Source organism: Mesorhizobium sp. 128a (genome assembly GCF_053848025.1).
Genome location: NZ_JBSPKY010000009.1, coordinates 1 through 19,673, shown reverse-complemented (window position 1 = coordinate 19,673; position 19,673 = coordinate 1). Strand labels below are relative to the sequence as shown.

Annotated in this window: 20 protein-coding genes; 16 read left to right on the top strand and 4 right to left on the bottom strand. The window is 63.5% G+C overall.

Features of this window, described 5'->3' with window-relative positions; translation table 11 throughout:
• Positions 1–77: 77 nt before the first annotated feature.
• Genes ACWTU9_RS16240 through ACWTU9_RS16230 form a run of 3 tightly spaced genes read left to right on the top strand, consistent with a single transcriptional unit; the run spans position 78 to position 3,161 of the window.
• Positions 78–1,193: an ABC transporter permease gene (locus ACWTU9_RS16240; protein WP_455859325.1), complete on the top strand. Its 1,116-nt coding sequence runs from the start codon at positions 78–80 to the stop codon at positions 1,191–1,193.
• On the top strand, positions 1,190–2,038 hold the full coding sequence (locus ACWTU9_RS16235) for an ATP-binding cassette domain-containing protein (protein ID WP_455859165.1): 849 nt from the start codon (positions 1,190–1,192) through the stop codon (positions 2,036–2,038). The genes ACWTU9_RS16240 and ACWTU9_RS16235 overlap by 4 nt, the downstream gene beginning before the upstream one ends.
• Positions 2,039–2,066: 28 nt before the next feature.
• Complete coding sequence (locus ACWTU9_RS16230) at positions 2,067–3,161, top strand: Gfo/Idh/MocA family protein (RefSeq protein WP_455859164.1); 1,095 nt, start codon at positions 2,067–2,069, stop codon at positions 3,159–3,161.
• Positions 3,162–3,178: 17 nt separating this feature from the next.
• Here ACWTU9_RS16230 and ACWTU9_RS16225 read toward each other — a convergent pair whose 3' ends face one another.
• Both ACWTU9_RS16225 and ACWTU9_RS16220 read right to left on the bottom strand, forming a co-directional pair.
• On the bottom strand, positions 3,179–3,955 hold the full coding sequence (locus ACWTU9_RS16225; RefSeq protein WP_455859163.1) for a FadR/GntR family transcriptional regulator: 777 nt from the start codon (positions 3,953–3,955) through the stop codon (positions 3,179–3,181).
• Positions 3,956–4,062: 107 nt separating this feature from the next.
• Complete coding sequence (locus ACWTU9_RS16220; RefSeq protein ID WP_455859162.1) at positions 4,063–4,953, bottom strand: NAD-dependent epimerase/dehydratase family protein; 891 nt, start codon at positions 4,951–4,953, stop codon at positions 4,063–4,065.
• A gap of 97 nt (positions 4,954–5,050) precedes the next feature.
• Here ACWTU9_RS16220 and ACWTU9_RS16215 point away from each other — a divergent pair, with 97 nt between their 5' ends.
• Positions 5,051–6,010 (top strand): NAD(P)-dependent oxidoreductase, encoded by a 960-nt coding sequence (locus ACWTU9_RS16215; protein ID WP_455859161.1) that lies wholly within the window; start codon positions 5,051–5,053, stop codon positions 6,008–6,010.
• A gap of 47 nt (positions 6,011–6,057) precedes the next feature.
• Here the strand turns inward: ACWTU9_RS16215 and ACWTU9_RS16210 are convergent, their stop codons facing one another.
• Positions 6,058–6,840: a FadR/GntR family transcriptional regulator gene (locus tag ACWTU9_RS16210; protein WP_455859160.1), complete on the bottom strand. Its 783-nt coding sequence runs from the start codon at positions 6,838–6,840 to the stop codon at positions 6,058–6,060.
• A gap of 205 nt (positions 6,841–7,045) precedes the next feature.
• A complete protein-coding gene (locus ACWTU9_RS16205; protein ID WP_454585291.1) occupies positions 7,046–8,035 on the bottom strand; it encodes a sugar-binding protein in 990 nt (329 codons plus the stop codon).
• 453 nt (positions 8,036–8,488) lie between these two features.
• Here ACWTU9_RS16205 and ACWTU9_RS16200 point away from each other — a divergent pair, with 453 nt between their 5' ends.
• The 12 genes from ACWTU9_RS16200 to ACWTU9_RS16145 all read left to right on the top strand — a co-directional run bounded on the left by ACWTU9_RS16200 (position 8,489) and on the right by ACWTU9_RS16145 (position 19,457).
• Entirely contained in the window at positions 8,489–9,232 is a 744-nt protein-coding gene (locus tag ACWTU9_RS16200) for an ATP-binding cassette domain-containing protein (protein ID WP_454574789.1), read from the top strand.
• A 55-nt stretch (positions 9,233–9,287) separates the two neighbouring features.
• The gene (locus ACWTU9_RS16195) at positions 9,288–10,286 is read left to right on the top strand and encodes an ABC transporter permease (protein ID WP_454574788.1); all 999 of its coding nucleotides are present in this window, start codon (positions 9,288–9,290) and stop codon (positions 10,284–10,286) included.
• 18 nt (positions 10,287–10,304) lie between these two features.
• Complete coding sequence (locus ACWTU9_RS16190) at positions 10,305–11,081, top strand: SDR family oxidoreductase (protein ID WP_455859324.1); 777 nt, start codon at positions 10,305–10,307, stop codon at positions 11,079–11,081.
• A gap of 209 nt (positions 11,082–11,290) precedes the next feature.
• Positions 11,291–12,118, top strand: coding sequence for a helix-turn-helix domain-containing protein (locus ACWTU9_RS16185; protein ID WP_455859159.1), 828 nt, complete (start codon positions 11,291–11,293; stop codon positions 12,116–12,118).
• A gap of 113 nt (positions 12,119–12,231) precedes the next feature.
• The gene (locus ACWTU9_RS16180) at positions 12,232–12,675 is read left to right on the top strand and encodes an SRPBCC family protein (RefSeq protein WP_455859158.1); all 444 of its coding nucleotides are present in this window, start codon (positions 12,232–12,234) and stop codon (positions 12,673–12,675) included.
• A gap of 15 nt (positions 12,676–12,690) precedes the next feature.
• A complete protein-coding gene (locus tag ACWTU9_RS16175; RefSeq protein WP_455859157.1) occupies positions 12,691–13,485 on the top strand; it encodes an FAD binding domain-containing protein in 795 nt (264 codons plus the stop codon).
• A gap of 61 nt (positions 13,486–13,546) precedes the next feature.
• Positions 13,547–14,029 carry a (2Fe-2S)-binding protein gene (locus ACWTU9_RS16170; protein WP_455859156.1) on the top strand — a complete coding sequence of 161 codons (483 nt, stop codon included), beginning with the start codon at positions 13,547–13,549 and terminating at the stop codon, positions 14,027–14,029.
• Positions 14,030–14,042: 13 nt separating this feature from the next.
• Positions 14,043–15,410, top strand: coding sequence for a xanthine dehydrogenase family protein molybdopterin-binding subunit (locus tag ACWTU9_RS16165; protein WP_455859155.1), 1,368 nt, complete (start codon positions 14,043–14,045; stop codon positions 15,408–15,410).
• Between the two features lies 1 nt (position 15,411).
• Positions 15,412–16,416: a xanthine dehydrogenase family protein molybdopterin-binding subunit gene (locus ACWTU9_RS16160; RefSeq protein WP_455859154.1), complete on the top strand. Its 1,005-nt coding sequence runs from the start codon at positions 15,412–15,414 to the stop codon at positions 16,414–16,416.
• 7 nt (positions 16,417–16,423) lie between these two features.
• Positions 16,424–17,305, top strand: coding sequence for an AAA family ATPase (locus tag ACWTU9_RS16155; protein WP_455859153.1), 882 nt, complete (start codon positions 16,424–16,426; stop codon positions 17,303–17,305).
• The gene (locus ACWTU9_RS16150) at positions 17,302–18,570 is read left to right on the top strand and encodes a vWA domain-containing protein (protein ID WP_455859152.1); all 1,269 of its coding nucleotides are present in this window, start codon (positions 17,302–17,304) and stop codon (positions 18,568–18,570) included. Before ACWTU9_RS16155 ends, ACWTU9_RS16150 begins: the two co-directional genes overlap by 4 nt.
• Positions 18,570–19,457 carry an amidohydrolase family protein gene (locus ACWTU9_RS16145; RefSeq protein ID WP_455859151.1) on the top strand — a complete coding sequence of 296 codons (888 nt, stop codon included), beginning with the start codon at positions 18,570–18,572 and terminating at the stop codon, positions 19,455–19,457. Before ACWTU9_RS16150 ends, ACWTU9_RS16145 begins: the two co-directional genes overlap by 1 nt.
• Positions 19,458–19,673: the final 216 nt, after the last annotated feature.

Sequence of the window (19,673 nt, the reverse complement as noted above, 5' to 3'; positions counted from 1 at the left end):
AGCGATTGGGGAGCCTAATGGCTGTCGTGGAAGACAAGGCGATACCTTCGGAAGCACCAGCGAAAGACCGCTTCGGCATGACGTCGAAGCGCGCCGCCGGCGCCGATGAGCGGCTGGCCAAAACCGGCCGGCTGACGCAATGGCTGCGCCGGCCTGAAGCCGGCGCCGCCGGCGGCCTGATCGCCACAATCGTCATCTTCGCGCTGCTGCCCGGTGCGTCGAACCTTTATTCGCTGCAGGGGTCGATGACCTTCCTGACGCTGGCGGCCGAGCTCGGCATCATCGCCACCGCCGCCGCCTTGCTCATCATCGCCGGCGAGTTCGATCTTTCGGTCGGTTCTATGGTCGGCTTTGCCGGCGTCGTCATCGGGCTGACGGTCAAATATTGGGGCCTGCCGTTGTGGGGCGGCATCGCCTGCGCCTTCGCGGTCGCCATCCTCACCGGCTACCTCAACGGCCTGATCGTCGTGAAGACCCGCCTGCCCTCGTTCATCGTGACACTGGCCTCACTCTATATCCTGCGCGGCCTGTCGATCGGCATCACCCGCGCCGTCACCGGCCGCACGCAGATCCCCTATATTCTCGACGGCGCGCCGGACCCGGCCACATCAGGCCTGTTCAACGGCCATATCCTGACCGGCTTCTTCCACTGGATGGGCACGCAGGGCTGGATCGCCACCCGCACCGACGGCATCCCCTTCGTCGTCGGCATTCCGATGTCGATCGTCTGGTGGCTCGGCCTGACCGTGCTTGCCGGCTACGTCCTGACGCAGACCAAATACGGCAACTGGATTTTTGCCACCGGCGGAGATCTCAATGCCGCGCGCAATGTCGGCGTGCCGGTCGACCGGGTGAAGATCGCGCTGTTCATCTACACCGCCTGTGCGGCGACCTTGCTTGCCACCATCCAGGTGATGGAGGCGGGTTCCGCCGACACCACGCGTGGCCTGCTCAAGGAGTTCGAGGCCATCATTGCCGCGGTCATCGGCGGCGTGCTGCTCACCGGCGGCTACGGCACCGTCTATGGCGTGCTGTTCGGCGCGCTGATCTTCGGCCTGGTGCAGATGGGCATCTTTTACACCGGCATCGACACCGACTGGTTCAAGGTCTTCCTCGGCATCGTCATCCTGATGGCCGTGCTGGTCAACAACTACATCCGCCTCAAGGCACTCGGACGCGGAGGCGGCAAATGACCAATCCGGCCCAGACAATCCAGCCGGCCCATACCGTCCAGCCAGCCATGGAATTGCGCGGCGTCTCCGTCAATTTCGGCTCGGTGCGCGCGCTGCAGGACATCGACATCAAGGTCTATCCCGGCGAGGTCCACTGCCTGCTCGGCGACAACGGCGCCGGCAAGTCGACGCTGATCAAGGTGCTGTCGGGCGTGCACCGGCCGACCAAGGGCGAGATCTTCGTCGACGGCAAGCCGGTCGCCTTCCGCAGCCCGCGCGACGCGCAGGACCTTGGCGTCGCCACGGTGTTCCAGGACCTCGGCATGATCTCGCTGATGTCAATCACCCGCAATTTCTTCCTCGGCCGCGAGCCGACGAAGAGCACCCTGCCCTTCTCGCGCATCGACAAGGACCGCGCCAACACCATTGCGCGTCAAGCGATGGCCGATATCGGCATCGACGTGCGCGACCCGACGCAGGCCGTTGGGACGCTGTCGGGCGGCGAGCGCCAATCGGTGGCGATCGCGCGCGCCGTGCATTTCGGCGCCAAGGTGCTGATCCTCGACGAACCGACCTCGGCGCTCGGCGTGCATCAGGCGGCGATGGTGCTGAAATTCATCATCGAGGCCCGCATGCGCGGACTGGCCGTCATCTTCATCAGCCACAACATCCACCACGCCTACCCCGTCGGCGACACTTTCACCTTGCTCAACCGCGGCCGCAACCGCGGCACCTACGCCAAGTCGGATATTTCCCGCGACGAGGTGATTTCGATCATGTCGGGCGGCGAGGATTTGAAGGCGGTGGAAGCCGAGATCGCCGGGCTTTTGGCGCAGATCGGCAATCGGCCATCGTCGTCGCCGTGACGTTTCAGACCATCAAGAGAGATATTGCATGAGCCGGATACGGGTCGGCGTCATCGGCGCCGGCATGATTTCTCAGGTCGAGCATATTCCAAACCTGTTGCGGCTCGGCGATCTGTTCGAACTGGTCGGCGTTGCCGATCCGTCGAAAATCTCGCGCCAGTTCGTCACAGATATCCACGGCATCGCCAATTTCGAAACGTCGGAGCAGTTGTTCGACCAGAAGCTCGACGCCGTCGTCATCGGCTCCCCCGACCCGCTGCATCACGAGCAGGTGCTGGCGGCTCTTGAGCGTGGCCTGCATGTCTTCTGCGAAAAGCCGCTCTGCTATTCACCGAAGGAGATCGCCGAGATCGTCGCTGCGCGCGACAAGGCCGGCAAGGTCATGCAGGTCGGCTACATGAAGCGCTTCGATCCGAGCTACCGGCTGGCGCTGGCCTCGCTGCCCGGCACGGCGAAGACGCTGCGTTCCGTCTCGGTCGAGGTCAACGATCCCGACGCCTGGCCGTTCATCGCACACCAACATTACAAGCGCGGCAGCGATATTCCCAAGGAGCTGATTGCCGCCGCTCAAGCCGCGCAGAAGAAACAGGTCGAGCACGCCATTGGCCTGCCCCTGACCGAGCTTGCTTTCCGTGGATTTACCGGCGCTTACAGCTCCGCATTGATTCACGATGTCAATGCCGTGCACGGCCTGCTCGACGCGCTCGGCGTGCCAGATGGCGAGGTTGTCGGCGCGCAGATCTTCGCCAATGGCGACGGCGGCCAGGGCGCGGTGAAGCTGCTCGATGGCCAGGCACTGTGGACCATGACGCATCTGACGGTGCCGAAACTTGCTGACTACAAGGAGCGCATCACGCTGTTCTTCGACGACGCCAGCCTCGAGCTCGAATTCCCCTCGCCCTGGCTCAACCATCATCCGACCCGGCTGACGCTGAAAACATCGGACGGCCACACACTCTCGACGAAGGATTTGCGCGCCGGCTACGGCGAAGCGTTCGTCGAGGAACTGCGCTGCTTCTGGGGTGCGATCGTCAGTGGCGATGAAGTGGTCAACCGCCCCGAGCACGCCGCCCGCGACCAGGCTTTGCTGATAGCGCTCACCAAGCAGCATTTGGCAGGATAGCCTGCGGGGCCCTGCTTCTATCTTGAGTTGATGACGCCGTCGGTGTTGGCGAGCAGCTTGCGCACCGCGCTGCGGGCAGCTTCCGGCCGCTGCAGACGGATGGCCTTCTCGATCGCCTCATGCAGCTGCTGGGCGTGCGCCAGGTCGTCGAGCTCGCGCGTCGTAAAGGTGAACAGATGATCGAAGGCGGATTCGATCAGCACGCCGAGCGGCACAAGAAGATCGTTGCCCGACGCCCGCAATATTGCGAGATGGAAGCGTGTATCGGCGCGCGTGCGTTCCTGCAGGCTCGTCGCCTCGCCCATCTCGCGGCAGGCCTGGCTGATCTCGGCCATCTGCTCGTCGGTGCGCCGCATGGCGGCGAAGGCGGTCGCTTCCGGCTCGATGATGTGGCGGAATTCCTGCACCGTTTTCAGGAACACTTCGCGGTCGGGTGAGGTCGCGTACCAGGCGAGCACATCGCGGTCGAGCAGGTTCCAACGTTCCCTGGGTTCAACCCAACTGCCGATCTTGGGGCGCGACGCCAAAAGGCTTTTTGCCATCAGCATCTTGATCGCTTCCCGCACCGCCGAGCGGCTGACGTTGAAGGTTTCGGACCATTTGGCTTCGTTGGGCAGGATGGTGCCCGGCGGATAGTCGCCACGCACGATCCTCAGCCCGATTTCGCTGGCCAGCGAGGCATGCACGCTGGAGCCGGGCACCCGGGTTGCGTCGGCCCGACGAAGCGCCGCCGGGCGCTCGGCGGACGCCGCCTTGTCGGGCTTGTTTCCCTTATTCGGCTTTCCGTCCCTCATGCATCCACAAAGTCCGGATTTCGAAGGCTGTCAAGCGGTGCCGGCCACGCCGGCGGCAAAGCCTGGAGCTGTGCACAGATCAGCTTACAACCTCGCCCCGGACAGCCCTATTTGACGTATTTGCGCCAGCTGTGCTCGGGACGAAAGTCAAGCATGTCCCGGGCCTTGCGGTTGGACAGCAGCGTTTCGTACTCGCCGAGCTTCGTCTTGACCGGCACATCGGGGTAGAACCGCTTCAACAGTTCAGCCGTCGGCAGGTCGGATGAGGTGTCGTCATTGACGGCGTTGAACACCTGGAAGCCGAGCCCGTCCTTTTCGACGGCGCGCAGCGTGATCTGGCCGAGATCGCGGGCATCGACATAGCTCCAGGCGATACGCTTGCGGAAACCCGGATCAGCGAACCATTTCGGAAACAGGGAATATTCGTGCGGCTCGATGACGTTGCCGATGCGCAAGGCGTAGATATCAGTGCCGTTGCGCTGCGCAAAGGCGCGCGCCGTGTGTTCGTTGACAACCTTGGAGAGCGCGTAGCTGTCCATCGGATCGACGTCATACTCTTCGTCGAGCGGGAAATATTTGGGATCGCGCGGCTCGTTGGCGAACACCACGCCATAGGTCGTCTCGCTGGAGGCGATCACCACCTTCTTGATGCCGAGCTTCACCGCCGCTTCGATGACATTGTAGGTGCCCATCGCATTGATGCGGAACACCTCATTGTCGGTCGTGATCATGATGCGCGGGATGGCGGCGAAATGCACCACCGCGTCGACCGGCTGTGGGCGCAGCGACGGGTCGAATTCATGCAGGCCCATATAGCTCGACAGCGCGTTGAACACCTGGCCGCTGTCGGTGATGTCGGTGATCAGCGTGCGCACCTTGGGATTGTCGAGCGGCTTGGTGTCGATGTTGAGCACCTGGCAGCCCTGCTCGACCAGATACTGCACGACATGGCGTCCGGCCTTCCCGCTGCCGCCGGTGAACATGATCCGCTTCGTCATTTTCGCCTCCAATGCCTAGGATTTCTGTGTATTGTCAGACAATATAGCGTTCCGCAACCACCCTCGCCCGCAAAACGGCGGCGCCAGATATCAATCATTGCAAACAGGACGACACGACATGAATACGACCGCCGCGCGCGAAAAGATCGGCTTCATCGGGCTTGGCCTGATGGGGCACGGCATCGCCAAGAACATCGTCGACAAGGGCTACGGTCTGACCTTCCTCGGCCGCAAGAACCGCAAGCCGGCGGAAGACCTGCTTGGCCGCGGCGCAAAGGAGGCGGCAACCTCTCGCGATGTTGCAGCGGTGTCCGATATCGTCTTCATCTGCGTCACCGGCTCCCGCGAGGTCGAAGCCATCATCCGCGGCCCCGGCGGCCTCAAGGAGGGCCTCAAAAAGGGCTCCGTCGTCGTCGACTGCTCGACCTCCGATCCGGTCTCGACCGTGGCGCTGGCGGCGGAACTGAAAGAGATCGGCGTCGACTTTGTCGATGCCCCGCTCAGCCGTACACCGAAGGAAGCCTGGGAAGGCACGCTCGACGCCATGGTCGGCGCGCCCGACGCGCTCTTTGCCCGCGTGAAGCCGGTGATCGAAACCTGGGCCGGGCGCATCGTCCACATCGGCGACACCGGCGACGGCCACCGCATGAAACTGCTCAACAACTTCATTTCACTGGGCTACGCCGCTATCTATTCCGAAGCGCTGGCGCTGGCCGAGAAGGTCGGCATCTCGCCGCCGCGCTTCGACAGCGTCATCCGCAACGGTCGCATGGATTGCGGCTTCTACCAGACCTTCATGCGCTGGACCCTGGAAGGCGACCGCGACGCGCACAAATTCACAATCGCCAATGCCTTCAAGGACCTGACCTATCTGGAATCGATGGCGGGTGCTGCCGGCATCGCCAACCCGCTCGGCAATGCCACAAAGAATTCCTTTGCCGGCGCCCATGCCACCGGCCCGGCCGAACAGTTCGTGCCGATGCTGGCGACCCATATCGCCAAGGTGAACGGCCTCGACTTGATGCCGATGAAGGACGGCAAGAAGCAGACAATCTGAACTCAGCGATACGCGCCTCGCGCACTGCCTCTGGCTGCCGCCTGAAATCATCGCCGCGACCGCTCGACAACCTCGTCGGTGTTGGCAAGCAGCCTGTGGACCGCGTTGCGGGCGGCGGCCGGGCGTTTGAGGCGAACGTTCTTTTCGATCGCCTCATGCAGGGACTGCGCCCGCCGCTGGTCGCTGTGCTCGCGCGTGACGAAGACGAACAGGTGGTCGAGCGCCGATTCTATCAGCACGCCGAGCGGCACCAGGAGATCGTTACCCGAAGCCCGCAATATTGCGAGATGGAAGCGCGTGTCGGCACGGATGCGCTGCTGCAGGCTCGTCGCCTCGCCCATCTCGCGGCAGGCCTGGCTGATCTCGGCCATCTGCTCGTCGGTGCGCCGGATCGCGGCAAAGGCACTGGCTTCCGGCTCGATGATGTGGCGGAACTCCTGTACGGTGCGCAGAAAGGCCTCCCGGTCCGGTCCAGCCGCATACCAGGCCAGCACATCGCGGTCGAGCAGGTTCCAGCGCTCCCTGGGCTCGACCCAGCTGCCGATCTTGGGGCGCGACGCCAAAAGGCTTTTCGCCATCAGCATCTTGATCGCTTCGCGCACAGCCGAGCGGCTGACGTTGAATATCTCGGACCATTTGGCTTCATTGGGCAGGATAGAGCCCGGCGGATAGTCGCCGCGCACGATCCGAAGCCCGATTTCGCTGGCCAGAGAGGCGTGCACGCTGGAGCCGGGGTTCCACGCCATATCCGGCCGTCGAACGGCCGTTGCGGGCGGGCTGGCCGGCGCGTGCGCCCTGGCGGATCGCTTTCTGGATGTGTCGTCCGGCATCTTGTTCCGGCATCGGCAATATGTCGCTGGGAAATCGTCCGGAATTGTCCGTGCCCGGCATCTCTTCGCCGAAAGCCAACCTTCGTCGAAGCAAAGGCGCATGGGCCCGTCAAAGCCGGAGCTTGCCGCCCCGACAATGCTGCCTGTCCTTGTCCCTGAGGGATGTGACGGGGCGCCCTCAAAGGACGCCCCGGTATTGCCGAAACTACTTCTGGATGCAGGTGTCGACCGTATCCTTGGTGCATTCGTCGAGGCCGGTGAACACCGGATCGTCGACCTTCTTGCCTTCGATCAGATCGATCATCACCGACGGCGCCTTGTAGCCCATTTCGAACGGCCGCTGGCCGACCAGCGCGGTCACCAGGCCATCCTTGGCGATCGCCACTTCGTCGCCGATCGTGTCGGCGGCGCCGATGACGAAATCGTTGCTGGCGATGCGGTCCTTGAGCGGCCCGAACAGGTCGCGATAGGGCTGCGGCGCGCCGAACAGCGGCCAGCCGCCCATGATGCCGAACGCGTCGAGCTTGGGGTTGGCGGCGAGGATGTCGGTCATCGCCTGCACGCCCTTGGCGCCGTCGTCATTGGTGAACACCGGGCATCCCGCGACTTCCGTCCAGCCGCCTTCGCCGGCAAGTGCCGCGAGGCCTTCCTTGCCCGACAGCGCGTCACGCATGCCTTGCGCGCGGCGCAGGATGTTGTCGGCCGCCGGATTGCCTTCGATGGTGCAGATCGTGCCGCCGTTCGGCTTGCCCTTCTTGATGTACTCGCCGATCTTGTGACCCATCAGATAGTTGTCGGTGCCGAGATAGGTCTTGCGCAGCGCCGCATCTTCCTTGGCGAGATCCGCGTCGAGCGTCATGATCGGGATCGTCGGATTGGCGGTCTTGATCGTCTGCGCGATCAGCGGCGCGTTGGACGGCGAAATCGCCATTGCCACCGTATCGGCCTTGCTCAGCATGTCCTGGACGATTTGCGCCTCGCCGGCCTCGTCGGAAGTCGACGCCGGGCCGGTGTAGAAGCATTCATATTCCGAGCTGGCGTTTTCCTTGTTCCACTTCTCGCAGCCCTGGTGGATGGCCTCGAAGAACGGATTGTCGAGACCTTTCACCACGATGACGAGCTGCTTCTTGGCCAGAGCCGGCCCGGCGCCCAGCGCCATGGCGGCGACGGCAGCGAGCAAAAGTGTTTTCCTCATGTCAGTCCTCCCTTTGCAAACAAACGGACACGGCGTGCCCGCCACACAGACCAACCCGGATGCGGCGGACCGAGGATCGTCATGCGAGCGCTCGTGTGGCCAGGCCGGATCGATAAGCATTTTCAATTCGGTCAGTGAGGTTCGAATGGAACCTGCAAAGACCGCACACCCCTACTGACCCGCCCGGCAAGCCGGCGTGGGGTCGGCTGGATGCCCTCCAGCACACAGCTAATATCGGCTCGCGGCCAACGTCAATCCTATTTGTCCTACAAAACTGATTTTTAGATTCCAGCGGCACAAACCATTCGATATAAGCTGCTTTCTTATTCGTCTGACAATTGACGACCGCACAGGCTTTGCGTAAATGCCGGTTATCGCTGCCTCTGGGAGGACGTTGAGATAGCGAAGGCTGAGGCAAACGACCGGCGGCCAAAACGTGGGAGGCAAAGTCTGGTGGCGGTTCTCGAACTCACCAACATCTCGAAACATTTCGGCGCCATCCAGGCGGTCAACGATGTCTCATTGGCGATCGAGCCGGGACAAGTTGTCGGCCTGATGGGCGATAACGGCGCCGGCAAGTCGACGCTGGTCAAGATGATCGCCGGCAATTTCCACCCGAGCCACGGGATCATGCGGCTGGAAGACAAGGAACTGATCCTGCACAAGCCGGCGGATGCGCGCCAGCACGGCATCGAGATCGTTCACCAGGACCTGGCGCTGTGCAACAATCTCACCGCCGCCGCCAATGTCTATCTCGGCCGTGAGCTGCGCCGGGGCGTCGGACCGTTCCGCGTCCTCGACTACGCCGCCATGTACAAGCGCGCCGGCCAGCTTTTCGCTCAGCTGAAATCGGAAACGCGGCCCCGCGACCTCGTCAAGCAGATGTCGGGCGGCCAGCGCCAGGCGGTGGCGATCGCCCGCACCATGCTGTCCCAGGCCAAGATCGTGCTGATGGACGAGCCGACGGCGGCTATTTCGGTCAGGCAGGTGGCCGAGGTGCTCAATCTGATCCGCCATCTGCGCGATCAGGGCATCGCAGTCGTACTGATCAGCCACCGCATGCCCGACGTCTTTGACGTGGCCGATCGCGTCATCGTCATGCGGCGCGGCCGGAAGGTCGCCGACAAGACCATCGCTTCAAGTTCGCCCGAGGAAGTCACCGGGCTGATCACCGGAGCCATCGAGCAAGTGGCATGAGCAGGATGCAGTTAACCACGCCGGCGCACTTGGCCATCGGCAGGAGAGGTCGATAATGGCAGTCACCCTTGACCAGACGATCGCGCAGAAACAGCACACTTTTCTGTCGCGCATGTTCTCCAACCAGACCTTCTGGGTGGTGATCGCCGTCATCCTCGCCTGCATCTTCCTGTCGTTTGCCACCGACGCCTTCGCCACCTCGAAGAACCTTTACAACATCACCCGCAACATCACCTTCGTTGCCATCATCGCGCTGGGCATGACCTTCGTCATCATCACCGGCGGCATCGACCTGTCGGTCGGCTCGGTGCTGTGTCTGTCGTCCATGGTGCTGGCCGTCACCATGCATGCCGGCTATTCGATCGAGATCGGCATCCTCGCCTCGATTGCGACCGCGCTCGCCATCGGCGCTTTCAACGGCGTGCTGATCGCCTATCTCGGCTTTCCACCCTTCGTGGTGACGCTGGGCATGCTGTCGATCGCGCGCAGCCTGGCCATGGTCGCTTCCAACAACACCGTGGTCTTCCAGTTCGGCCCCGACCACGACAAGCTCTTGGCACTGGGCGGCGGCGCCTGGGTGTTCGGCATCGCCAATCCCGTGCTCTACATGATCATTTTGGCGCTGATCACCGGCTTCACCTTGCGCTGGACCAAGTTCGGCCGGCACATCTTCGCCATCGGCGGCAACGAGCATGCGGCGACGCTGACCGGCGTTCCGGTGCGCCAGATCAAGGTCGCCGTCTACATGATCTCGGCGCTCTCGGCAGGCATTGCCGGCATCATCCAGACCGGCTGGCTCGGCGCCGTCACCACCAACCTCGGCAACGGCATGGAGCTGCAGGTGATCGCCGCCACCGTCATCGGCGGTGCGGACCTCGCCGGTGGCGTCGGCACCGCCTTCGGCGCCATTGTCGGCGCTGCGCTCATCGAAGTGATCCGCAACAGCCTGGGCCTGCTCGGCATCAACGCCTTCTGGCAAGGTGTCTTCATCGGCGGCGCCATCCTGCTCGCGGTGTTGTTCGACCGCATCCGCAACTTCAGGCGCAACGACTAAAACCTTTCGCTGGAAACCATTGCTTTGACGTCGAAATCCCTGTTCAGCCTTGGCGGGCGGCTGGCACTCATCACGGGCTCCAGCCAGGGCATTGGCCTGGCGCTGGCGAGCGGCCTTGCCGAACATGGCGCAAGCGTCGTGCTCAACGGCCGCGAGGCGGACAAAGTCGCCAATGCTGTCGCCGGCTTGCGCGATGCCGGCTTCAAGGCGCATGCCTCGACCTTCGACGTGACGGATTTTCGCGCGGTGGATGCTGATGTCGCCCGTATCGAGGCCGAGATCGGTCCCATCAACATCCTGATCAACAATGCCGGCGTGCAGTTCCGCGCCCCGCTCGAGGATTTTCCCGAGGAGCAGTGGGAGCGGCTGTTCAAGACCAATGTCTCCGGTGCCTTCCATGTCGGCAAGGCGGTGGCTCGTCACATGATCGCGCGGGGCAAGGGCAAGATCATCAACATCGGCTCGGTACAGAGCGAACTCGCCCGGCCCAACATCGCCCCCTATACCGCAACCAAAGGCGCGATCCGCAACCTGACCAAGGGCATGTGCACCGACTGGGCGAAACATGGCCTGCAGGTCAATGCGATTGCGCCAGGCTATTTCCGCACCGAGATGAACCAGGCGCTGGTCGACAATGCCGAATTCTCCGCCTGGCTGGAAAAGCGCACGCCGGCCGGCCGCTGGGGCACTGTCGACGAACTGATCGGCGCCGCCGTCTTCCTGGCGTCGGACGCATCGTCCTTCGTCAACGGCCACACTCTTTATGTCGACGGCGGCATGACGGCTTCGGTTTGAAGTTCCACTTCCCTTCCCCCTTGTGGGAGAAGGAGAAACCAGCGTCAGCGCTATTCTCTTTTCTACCTATCGCTCAGTCTGAAAATCGGCCGGCATGGATCAGCATCGGCGCCCATCCAAACCCCCATACCTTGACGCGAACCTAAACTCAGCCGCACAATCGCCAATGCAGGCGAAGGGAGGCCAGTCGTCTGCGGGAGGATATACCCATGACGGACGCGATCAGGCTCTATTGGGGCCGGTTCGGACATGTTTCTGTCCTGAATGTCGCCAGCGACTTCGTCACCCATGCCCATGTCGAGGCCCATATCATCATCTGGCTGGAAGGCACGGCCGGCGAAATGACCATCGGCCGCGAGACGGTGGCCTTGGGTCCCGGCACCGCGGCAGGGATCAACTCTTTCCAGCCGCATAGCCATATCCTGTCGCAGAATGGCAGGCCGGGTCTGTTCCTCGCCTTCTACATCGATCCCGACTGGGCGCGCCGGCGCCGCGACCTGCCTTCGTCGGCGCCGCTGTTTGCCCAGGCCGCGATCACGCTCGAACCCTGGTTGCACCAGGCAGCCGCCAATCTGCTCGACCATCTGAGCGACAATGAAAGCGTCGACGACATCGCCAATTACGAGATCGAGCGCTTCATCGACTCCGTGCTCGACGCCGCCGACGCTTCGGCGCCGCAAGAGGCGCGCATCCGCATCAACACCATGCAGGATTTCCGTGTCCGCAAGGCGATCCAGCTGATGAAGGCCAATGTCTGTGAGCGCATTTCGTTCGATGACGTCGCCCGCAGCGTCGGCCTGTCGCGGCCGCATTTCTTTGCGCTGTTCAAGGAACAGACCAATCTGACGCCCAACGTGTACTGGAACACGCTGCGCATGGAGGAAGCCGTGCGGCAATTGCAATGGTCGCAGGAACCGCTGATCTCGGTCGCCTGCAATCTCGGCTTCACCACACAGGGCAATTTCTCGCGCTTCTTCCGCGATCATGTCGGTGTGCCGCCGACGCTTTACCGCGAGGCGGCGCGGGCGATGGCCTAGGCGATCTGCTCGTTTTTCAGACTCCTTGATAGGGCCGCAAGACCCATTGATAAGCACAGCACCCGCCGCCGCCTTACCCTTGAATGCAAATTTGATTGCAAGGGAACGAGCCCATGGTTGATGTCACCATATCCAGCGTCATCGACGCGCCTGTCGAAAAGGTCTGGGCGCGCATACGCGACTTCAACGACCTGCCAGGCTGGCATCCGCGCATGGTCGAAAGCCATATCGAGGACGGCGCGGACGCGGAAACCATTGGCTGCGTGCGCAATTTCGAGCTCGCCAGCGGCGCGCGTATCCGTGAAGAACTGCTCGACTTTTCCGATGAGAATTTCCTCGTCAGCTACTCCATCCTGGAGACGCCGCAGCCGCTGACCAATCACAAGGCGACGCTGCAATTGCGCCGGGTGACAGACGGCGACCGCACCTATGCCGAATGGACCGCAAGCTTCGACGCCGCGCCCGAAGAGGCCGACAAGATCGCCGCGGGCATGGGCGCCAACGTCTTCCAGGGCGGCTTCAACGCGCTGAAGAGCCATTTCGCTGGCCAGAGCTGAGCCAAGGAGCCCGCCATGGCGCTTGCCCTCCAGACATTCCCGACGGCGAAGGACGCCAACGCAGCCCTGAAGGCCGCCGGCACGCGCTATCTCGGTGGCGGCACGCTGGTAATACGCGCTGCCAATGAAGGCGATGTCTCCATCACCGGCCTTGTCCGTTCCACCGATCCGGCCCTGTCCGGCATCACTGTATCGGGCGGCACGGCTCGCATCGGCGCTTCGGTGACGATGGCGGCGATCGCCCGCCATCCGGACCTCGGCGACATTGCCAAAGCCGCGCGCGCCGTTGGCGGCCCGGCGATCCGTAACATGGCCACCGTCGGCGGCAATCTATTTGCGCCCGCGCCCTATGGCGACTTCACTGTCGCCCTGTTGGCGCTCGACGCCACCATTGGCACCGATGATGGGGAATTATCTTTGGAGGATTTTCTGGCCAAGCGGGACGACAGACGCGCCATCGTTACGTCAGTGAGCTTCGCGCTTCCAAAGGATGGCAGCTTCCGCTTCCTGAAGATATCGCGGGTCAAGCCGAAGGGCGTCTCGGTCCTCGTCATCGCAGCGATGCTCGAACAGGCCGCCGACGGCACACTGTCGTCAGCGCGGATTGCGCTGGGCTGCATGGCAGACCGGCCGATGCGCGCCCGCGCAGCGGAAAAGGCGCTGATCGGCAGGAAACTTGACCAGGACGGCATCGCGGCGGCTCTGGCCGCCGCCGGTAAAGGCACTTCGCCCATCACCGATCCGATTGCCAGCGCTTGGTATCGCGCTGAAGTTCTGCCGGTGCATCTCGGGCGGCTACTGCTGAGTTAACCAGACAACACGTCGGGGGGCGCGCGCCTGCCCCTCGGGGCAGGCGCGCAAGGGAGGAAACATGGCAAAGGTCCCGGTCCAGTTCACACTCAACGGCTCCGAAAAGGCCGAATTCGTCGAGAGCGGCACGACTCTGCTGCATGCGCTGAGGGACAAGATCGGCGACACGTCGCCGAAAGGCGGTTGCCATCAGGGCACCTGCGGCGCCTGCTCGGTGATCATCGACGGTGAGTTGCGGCTCTCCTGCCTGACCTTGGCCGAAACCTGCGGCGGCGCTGACATCCGCACCACATCAGGCCTCGCTGAAGCCGGCGTTCTGCATCCGCTGCAGCGCGCCTTCCTCGATGCCTTCGCCACGCAATGCGGTTTCTGCACGCCGGGTATGATCATGGCGGCCAAGGTGCTGCTTGACCACACGCCCAACCCCAGCCGCGAGGAGGTGGTCGAGGCGCTGTGCGGCAACATCTGCCGCTGCACCGGCTACGAGCCGATCATCCAGGCGGTGCTGCTTGCTGCGCGCGCCAATTCGCAGAACGCCGCCTGAGGGGACCAAAAGAATGGAATTGCGCAAAAACTATTTCGCCGATCAGCGCAAGGACGGCCTGCACGAGATCGGCCAGGGGCGGCCACGGCTGGATTCGCCGGGCCATGTCACGGGGAAAACCGCCTATTTCGCCGACCGCAATTTTCCTGACATGCTGCACCTGAAAATGGTGCGCAGCCCGCATCACCACGCCCGGATCCGCTCGATCGACACGTCGGAGGCGGAGAAGCATCCAGGCGTGGTGAAAGTCCTCACCGCCAAGGATGTGCCGCACAATGTCTACACCATCCTGATCCTGATCCAGATCGGACCGGAGGACGAGACAGTGCTGGCCGACGGCAAGGTGCGCTGGAAAGGCGAAGCCGTGGTGGCTGTGCTGGCCGAAACGGAGCGCGCGGCGCAGGAGGCCGCCGCAAAGGTCAAGGTCGACTACGAGGTGCTGCCCGCCGTCTTCGACATGGAGGAAGCGCTGAAGCCGGGGGCGCCGCTGGTCAACGAATATCACGGCCAGAACTATTATCTCTATGACAGCGGCGAATGCCGCAAGGTGCGCTTCGGCGATGTCGAGGCAGGCTTTGTCGAGGCCGACCATATCCTCGAACAGAGCTACCAATCCTCGCCGATCGAGCATGCGCCGACTGAGACCACGGGCTGCGTCGTAGTGCCTGAAAGCAATGACCGTTTCACCTGCTACACCAACACGCAGGCGATGTTCTTCACCCTCGACAACGCCTCGATCATCCTGCAAATGCCGGGCTCCAAACTGCACTTCGTCGGCGGCACGGTCGGCGGCGGCTTCGGCGGCAAGGTCGACGTGATCGTCGAGCCGATCGCCATTCTCGGCGCCAAGCTCACCGGGCGTCCTGTCTCCTTCATCTACAGCCGCGAGGAGGAGATGCAGATTTCCTCACCGCGCGCGGCCGAAAAAGTCGTGATCAAGGACGGCGTGATGAAGGATGGCCGCATCGTCGCGCGCAAGGTGACGGGGTATACCGATGCCGGCGCCTATTCGCGCCATTCGCCCTATGGCGCGCAGAAGGGCGCCGCACACTATCCCGGGCCCTACACCATCCCGAACGTCTGGATCGACACCTATTGCGTCTACACCAACCGCACGCCCTCCTCGGCCATGCGCGGCTTCGGCGTCACCATCGGCGACTTTGCGCTGGAGGTGCAGATGGACAAGCTGGCCCGGCTGATCGGCATGGATCCGCTCGAATTCCGCTTCATCAACGCCTACCGCGATGGCGACATGAAGGCGCATCGCCAGCCGACCGAGGGGGCAGCCCTGATCGAATGCATGCAGGAGGCCTCGCGCGCCGCCGACTGGCCGGTGGCGGAGAAGTACATGGCAATGTCCTCCTACAAGACGGGAGCTTGAGATGGCGATCCGGCGCGGACGCGGCGTCGCCGCGATCAACTATCCCACGGGCATGAATCTCGGCGGCGACCCGACGCAGGCGCTGGTGCATTCGACCCCGACCGGCAATTTCATGGTGACGCTGTCATCCGTCGATCTCGGCCAGGGCCTGAAGCAGATCATGGCGCAGATCTGCGCCGAGACCATCGGGGTGCCGACCGACCGCGTCATCATCGACACCGCCGACACCGACACCGGCCCGCACTGCATGGGCACCTTCGCCTCGCGCGGCACCCACCGCGCCGGCAATGCCGTCATTCAGGCGGCCAAGGAAGCCCGCCAGGTGATGCTGGAAGTGGCCGCCGAGGAGTTGGAGGTGAACGCCTCCGACCTCGAGACCGACGGCCAGGGCAACATTCTCGTCAAGGGCGCCCCACAAAAATCGATCTCGATCTTCGATGTCGCGCTGTCGGCGCATTTCAAGCGCGGCCGTTCGATCTCCGGGCGCGGCATGTTCCTGATCCCGCGCTCCTATCCTGAGAAAGAGACCGGGGCGATGAAGCCGTCGACCTGCTACGTCCATGCCTGCACGGTGGCCGAGGTCGAGGTCGATGACGAGACCGGCGAAGTAACGGTGCTGACGGTGAAGAACATTTTCGAGATCGGCCGCGCGCTGAACCCAAAGATGGTCGAGCAGCAACTGGTCGGCGGCTCGTGGATGGGTATCTCCCATGCGCTCTACGAGACGACAGAACCCTACTACCCAAACCGCGACCATGGCGGCACTGACTTCAACCAGTATCTGATGCCGGGCCCAGGTGATCTCGCCCAAACCGAGATCATCGTGCTGGAGCGTCCATCGGCGGATGGCCCCTATGGCGCCAAGGGACCGGGCGAGATGTGCGCCAACCCGCAAATACCCGCCGTTGCCAATGCCGTCTTTGACGCCGTCGGCGTCCGCGTCGACACGCTGCCGATCACGCCTGAACGGATCCTGCGCGCGCTGAAGGCACAAGCGGCTGGCTGAGGACGCGATGATAGAAGCAAGTGCCGAGCAGCTCGCAGCCTCACCCGAGGCGATTGCCGATCGCCTCGCCGCTTCGCGCTATCTGGCGGATGAAAGCCTGGCCACCGCGATCTTCCTTGCCGTCCGCTTGGGCAAGCCGCTGCTGCTCGAAGGCGCGCCGGGCGTCGGCAAGACGGAAGCGGCCAAGGCAATCGCCGAATTGCTCGGCCGCGATCTGGTGCGGCTCCAATGCTATGAAGGCATCGACGCCGCGCATGCGCTCTACGAATGGAACTACCAGCGCCAGCTGCTCGCCATCCGCCATGCCGGTGAGCACGAAATCGACATCTATGACGATCGTTTCCTGATCGCCCGACCGCTGCTGCAGGTGCTGCGGGCGCCTCGGCAGCGCGTGCTGCTGGTCGACGAGATCGACCGTTCCGATCATGAATTCGAAGCCTTGCTGCTCGAATTTCTCTCCGATTTCCAGATCAGCATTCCCGAACGTGGCACCATTCGCGCTGAAGCGCAGCCCATCGTCATCCTGACCTCAAACCGCACCCGCGAACTCGCCGAGGCGCTGCGCCGGCGCTGCGTCTATCACTGGATCGGCTATCCCGACGCCGAGCGCGAGGCCGCCATCATCATGCTGCGCGCCGGCGATGTCGCGGAGGCAACGGCTCGCGCCGTGGCGGCTGCCGTGCAGACCATCCGTGCACGCCCACTCGCCAAGCCGCCCGGCATCGCCGAAGCCGTGGAGTGGGCCAATGCCGCGACCATTCTGGAGAAGGGCGGCAGCCCGTGGCCGGAAGCCTTCCGCCGCGCCATCGGTGTGCTGATCAAGGACGAGGAGGATCTGACCGAGATTGCGCCTGGGCTTGGCCGGATTGTCGAGGAGGCGCTGGGGTGAGCCGGGACCTGGGTGACCCCTTCGCCCCGTTTACGGGGAGAAGGTGCCCCGAAGGCGTGGATGAGGGGCAGCGCCAACCTCAGACGTCGGCGCCGCCCCTCACCTGCCTGCCTGCATCCTCTCCCCGTAAACGGGGCGAGGAGAGCTTTCCCCGCGCCGCCGAACCCTTCCTAGGCTTCGCCCAGCTGCTGCGCCGCCACGCCTTCGCCATTGCCCCCGAACAAGTCTCGAGCTTCATGCAAGCGGTAACCCTGCTCGGGCCGCGCTCGATGGCCGACATCCACGAGGCGGCGCTCGCAACGCTCGCGCCCTCACCCGACCGCCGGAATGAATTCGAAGCGCATTTCCGCAGCCACTTCCATGGCAATGGCCAACCCTCCGTCGAAGGCGAAGAAGATGAGGAAACTCGCATCAAGGACGATGGCGGCAGGCAGGAGGAACAGAGTGAGACCGCACGCCAGGAGAAGGGCGGCGAGCTGTCGTCGGCCAACGAACAACTGAGCACCCGCGATTTCCAGCGCGACGACGATGACCTCGGTTCCTTTCGCCGCAAGCTCTCGTCCGCCTTGCCCGCCCGCCGCTCCTTCCGCACCGTGCGCACCCATTCGCGCGGCAAGCTCGACCTGCGCCGCTCGCTCAGCGAAATTGTCAGCGCCGATGGCGACATCCCCTCGCCGCAGCTTCGCCGCCGACAGACGGTGCCACGCAAGCTGCTGATGCTCATCGATATCTCCGGCTCGATGAAATTGCACACCGCCGATTATCTCAAGCTCGCGCATTCAGTGGTGCAAGGCGCGGATCGCGCCGAAATCTTCACCTTCGGCACGCGGCTCACCCGCATCACCTCGGCGCTGCGCATTCGCGACTGCGACCAGGCGCTGGCGCGCGCTGCGGCCCAGGTCGACGACTGGGATGGCGGCACCCGCATGGGACCGACCTTGCTCGCATTCTTGTCCGTGCCACGGTTCTCCGCCTTTGCGCGCGGTGCCGCAATCGTCATCCTTTCGGACGCGCTGGAGCGCGGCGATCATGGCGCCTTGGTAACAGCGATGCGCCGGCTGAGCGCCCGCGCCTTCCGGCTGTCGCTTGCCACACCGTTGGCCGGCGATCCACGTTTCCACCCTGAAACAGCAGCACTCAAAGGCATCCTGCCTGACCTCGACGATCTCATCGACGGCTCGTCGCTCAGGAGTCTGACCGATTTCATCCTGTCGCTCGCCCGCCCCGCCCCGGCGGCTTCGACAATCTGGAAAAGGGTATCGTGATGCAGAAAGCCATCGACGCGCATTTTCACATCTGGCGCCAGCAGGATCAGCCCTGGCTGGTCGGGCCGATGGTGCCGCGCATCTTCGGCCCTTACGAGCCGATCCGCCGCGACTATCCGATCCGGGAATTCCTCGAAGACCAGAATGGCTCGGGAGTCGAAAAGGCGGTCTATGTCCAGACCAACTGGGCCAAGGAAGATTTCGAGAAGGAAGTCGCCTTCCTGCAGAAGACCGCCGACGAAACCGGCTGGCCGCATGCCATTGTCGGTTATGCCGACATGACGGTGGACGATGTGCGTCACCAGATCGATCGGCTGATGAAGTATCCCCTGCTGCGCGGCGTGCGCATGCAACTGCACTGGCACGAGACGCCGGCCTTCCGCTTCGCCGCCTCGGCCGATCAGGTCATCGAGCCGAAGGTGCGCGCCAATGTCGCGCGACTGAAGGACTACGGCCTGTCCTTCGACCTGCAGCTTTTCCCCGCCCAGATGAAGGACGGGCTGACGCTGGTCGGCGAGAACCCTGAAACCAACTTCATCCTCACCCATGCCGGCATGCTGACCGGAACGGATGAGAAAACCACCGAAGCGTGGAAAGCCGGCCTGCGCACGCTCTCGGCAGCGCCGAACTTCTACGCCAAACTCTCAGGCCTGGGCACTTTCGTCCACCGCAACGACCCGGATCTGATAGCCTACATCGTCGACAATGCGATCGACATTCTTGGCGCGGACCATTTGATGTTCGGCTCGAACTTCCCGATCGAGAAGCTCTGGACCAGCCACGCCGAACTCATCAAGGCTCACCGCGCTGCGGTGGCCAAGCACGGCGCGGCGGCTGAGGCGGATATCTTCTGGAACACGGCAGAGCGGGTTTATCGGCCGGTCTAGCGCGGCGCTGCCCTTGCCTTCCCCTTGTGGGGGAAGGTGGATCGGCGAGCAGCGCCGAGACGGATGAGGGGTGTTCCAGCGGAGTGAGGCGCTGGCGTTCCCTGGAACACCCCTCATCCGTCGCCTTCGGCGACACCTTCTCCCACAAGGGGCCTGTTGCGTTATTAGGCTTTGGACGCCTGGAGAGACGGCAGGGGCGCAGCGAAGTGGTTTCCG

Excerpts from the sequence above, each read along its gene's own strand:
- ACWTU9_RS16240 (WP_455859325.1), top strand. The coding sequence starts at position 78 with ATGACGTCGAAGCGCGCCGCCGGCGCCGATGAGCGGCTGGCCAAAACC.
- ACWTU9_RS16235 (WP_455859165.1), top strand. The coding sequence starts at position 1,190 with ATGACCAATCCGGCCCAGACAATCCAGCCGGCCCATACCGTCCAGCCA.
- ACWTU9_RS16230 (WP_455859164.1), top strand. The coding sequence starts at position 2,067 with ATGAGCCGGATACGGGTCGGCGTCATCGGCGCCGGCATGATTTCTCAG.
- ACWTU9_RS16225 (WP_455859163.1), bottom strand. The coding sequence starts at position 3,955 with ATGAGGGACGGAAAGCCGAATAAGGGAAACAAGCCCGACAAGGCGGCG.
- ACWTU9_RS16220 (WP_455859162.1), bottom strand. The coding sequence starts at position 4,953 with ATGACGAAGCGGATCATGTTCACCGGCGGCAGCGGGAAGGCCGGACGC.
- ACWTU9_RS16210 (WP_455859160.1), bottom strand. The coding sequence starts at position 6,840 with ATGCCGGACGACACATCCAGAAAGCGATCCGCCAGGGCGCACGCGCCG.
- ACWTU9_RS16205 (WP_454585291.1), bottom strand. The coding sequence starts at position 8,035 with ATGAGGAAAACACTTTTGCTCGCTGCCGTCGCCGCCATGGCGCTGGGC.
- ACWTU9_RS16195 (WP_454574788.1), top strand. The coding sequence starts at position 9,288 with ATGGCAGTCACCCTTGACCAGACGATCGCGCAGAAACAGCACACTTTT.
- ACWTU9_RS16185 (WP_455859159.1), top strand. The coding sequence starts at position 11,291 with ATGACGGACGCGATCAGGCTCTATTGGGGCCGGTTCGGACATGTTTCT.
- ACWTU9_RS16180 (WP_455859158.1), top strand. The coding sequence starts at position 12,232 with ATGGTTGATGTCACCATATCCAGCGTCATCGACGCGCCTGTCGAAAAG.
- ACWTU9_RS16175 (WP_455859157.1), top strand. The coding sequence starts at position 12,691 with ATGGCGCTTGCCCTCCAGACATTCCCGACGGCGAAGGACGCCAACGCA.
- ACWTU9_RS16170 (WP_455859156.1), top strand. The coding sequence starts at position 13,547 with ATGGCAAAGGTCCCGGTCCAGTTCACACTCAACGGCTCCGAAAAGGCC.
- ACWTU9_RS16165 (WP_455859155.1), top strand. The coding sequence starts at position 14,043 with ATGGAATTGCGCAAAAACTATTTCGCCGATCAGCGCAAGGACGGCCTG.
- ACWTU9_RS16160 (WP_455859154.1), top strand. The coding sequence starts at position 15,412 with ATGGCGATCCGGCGCGGACGCGGCGTCGCCGCGATCAACTATCCCACG.
- ACWTU9_RS16155 (WP_455859153.1), top strand. The coding sequence starts at position 16,424 with ATGATAGAAGCAAGTGCCGAGCAGCTCGCAGCCTCACCCGAGGCGATT.
- ACWTU9_RS16145 (WP_455859151.1), top strand. The coding sequence starts at position 18,570 with ATGCAGAAAGCCATCGACGCGCATTTTCACATCTGGCGCCAGCAGGAT.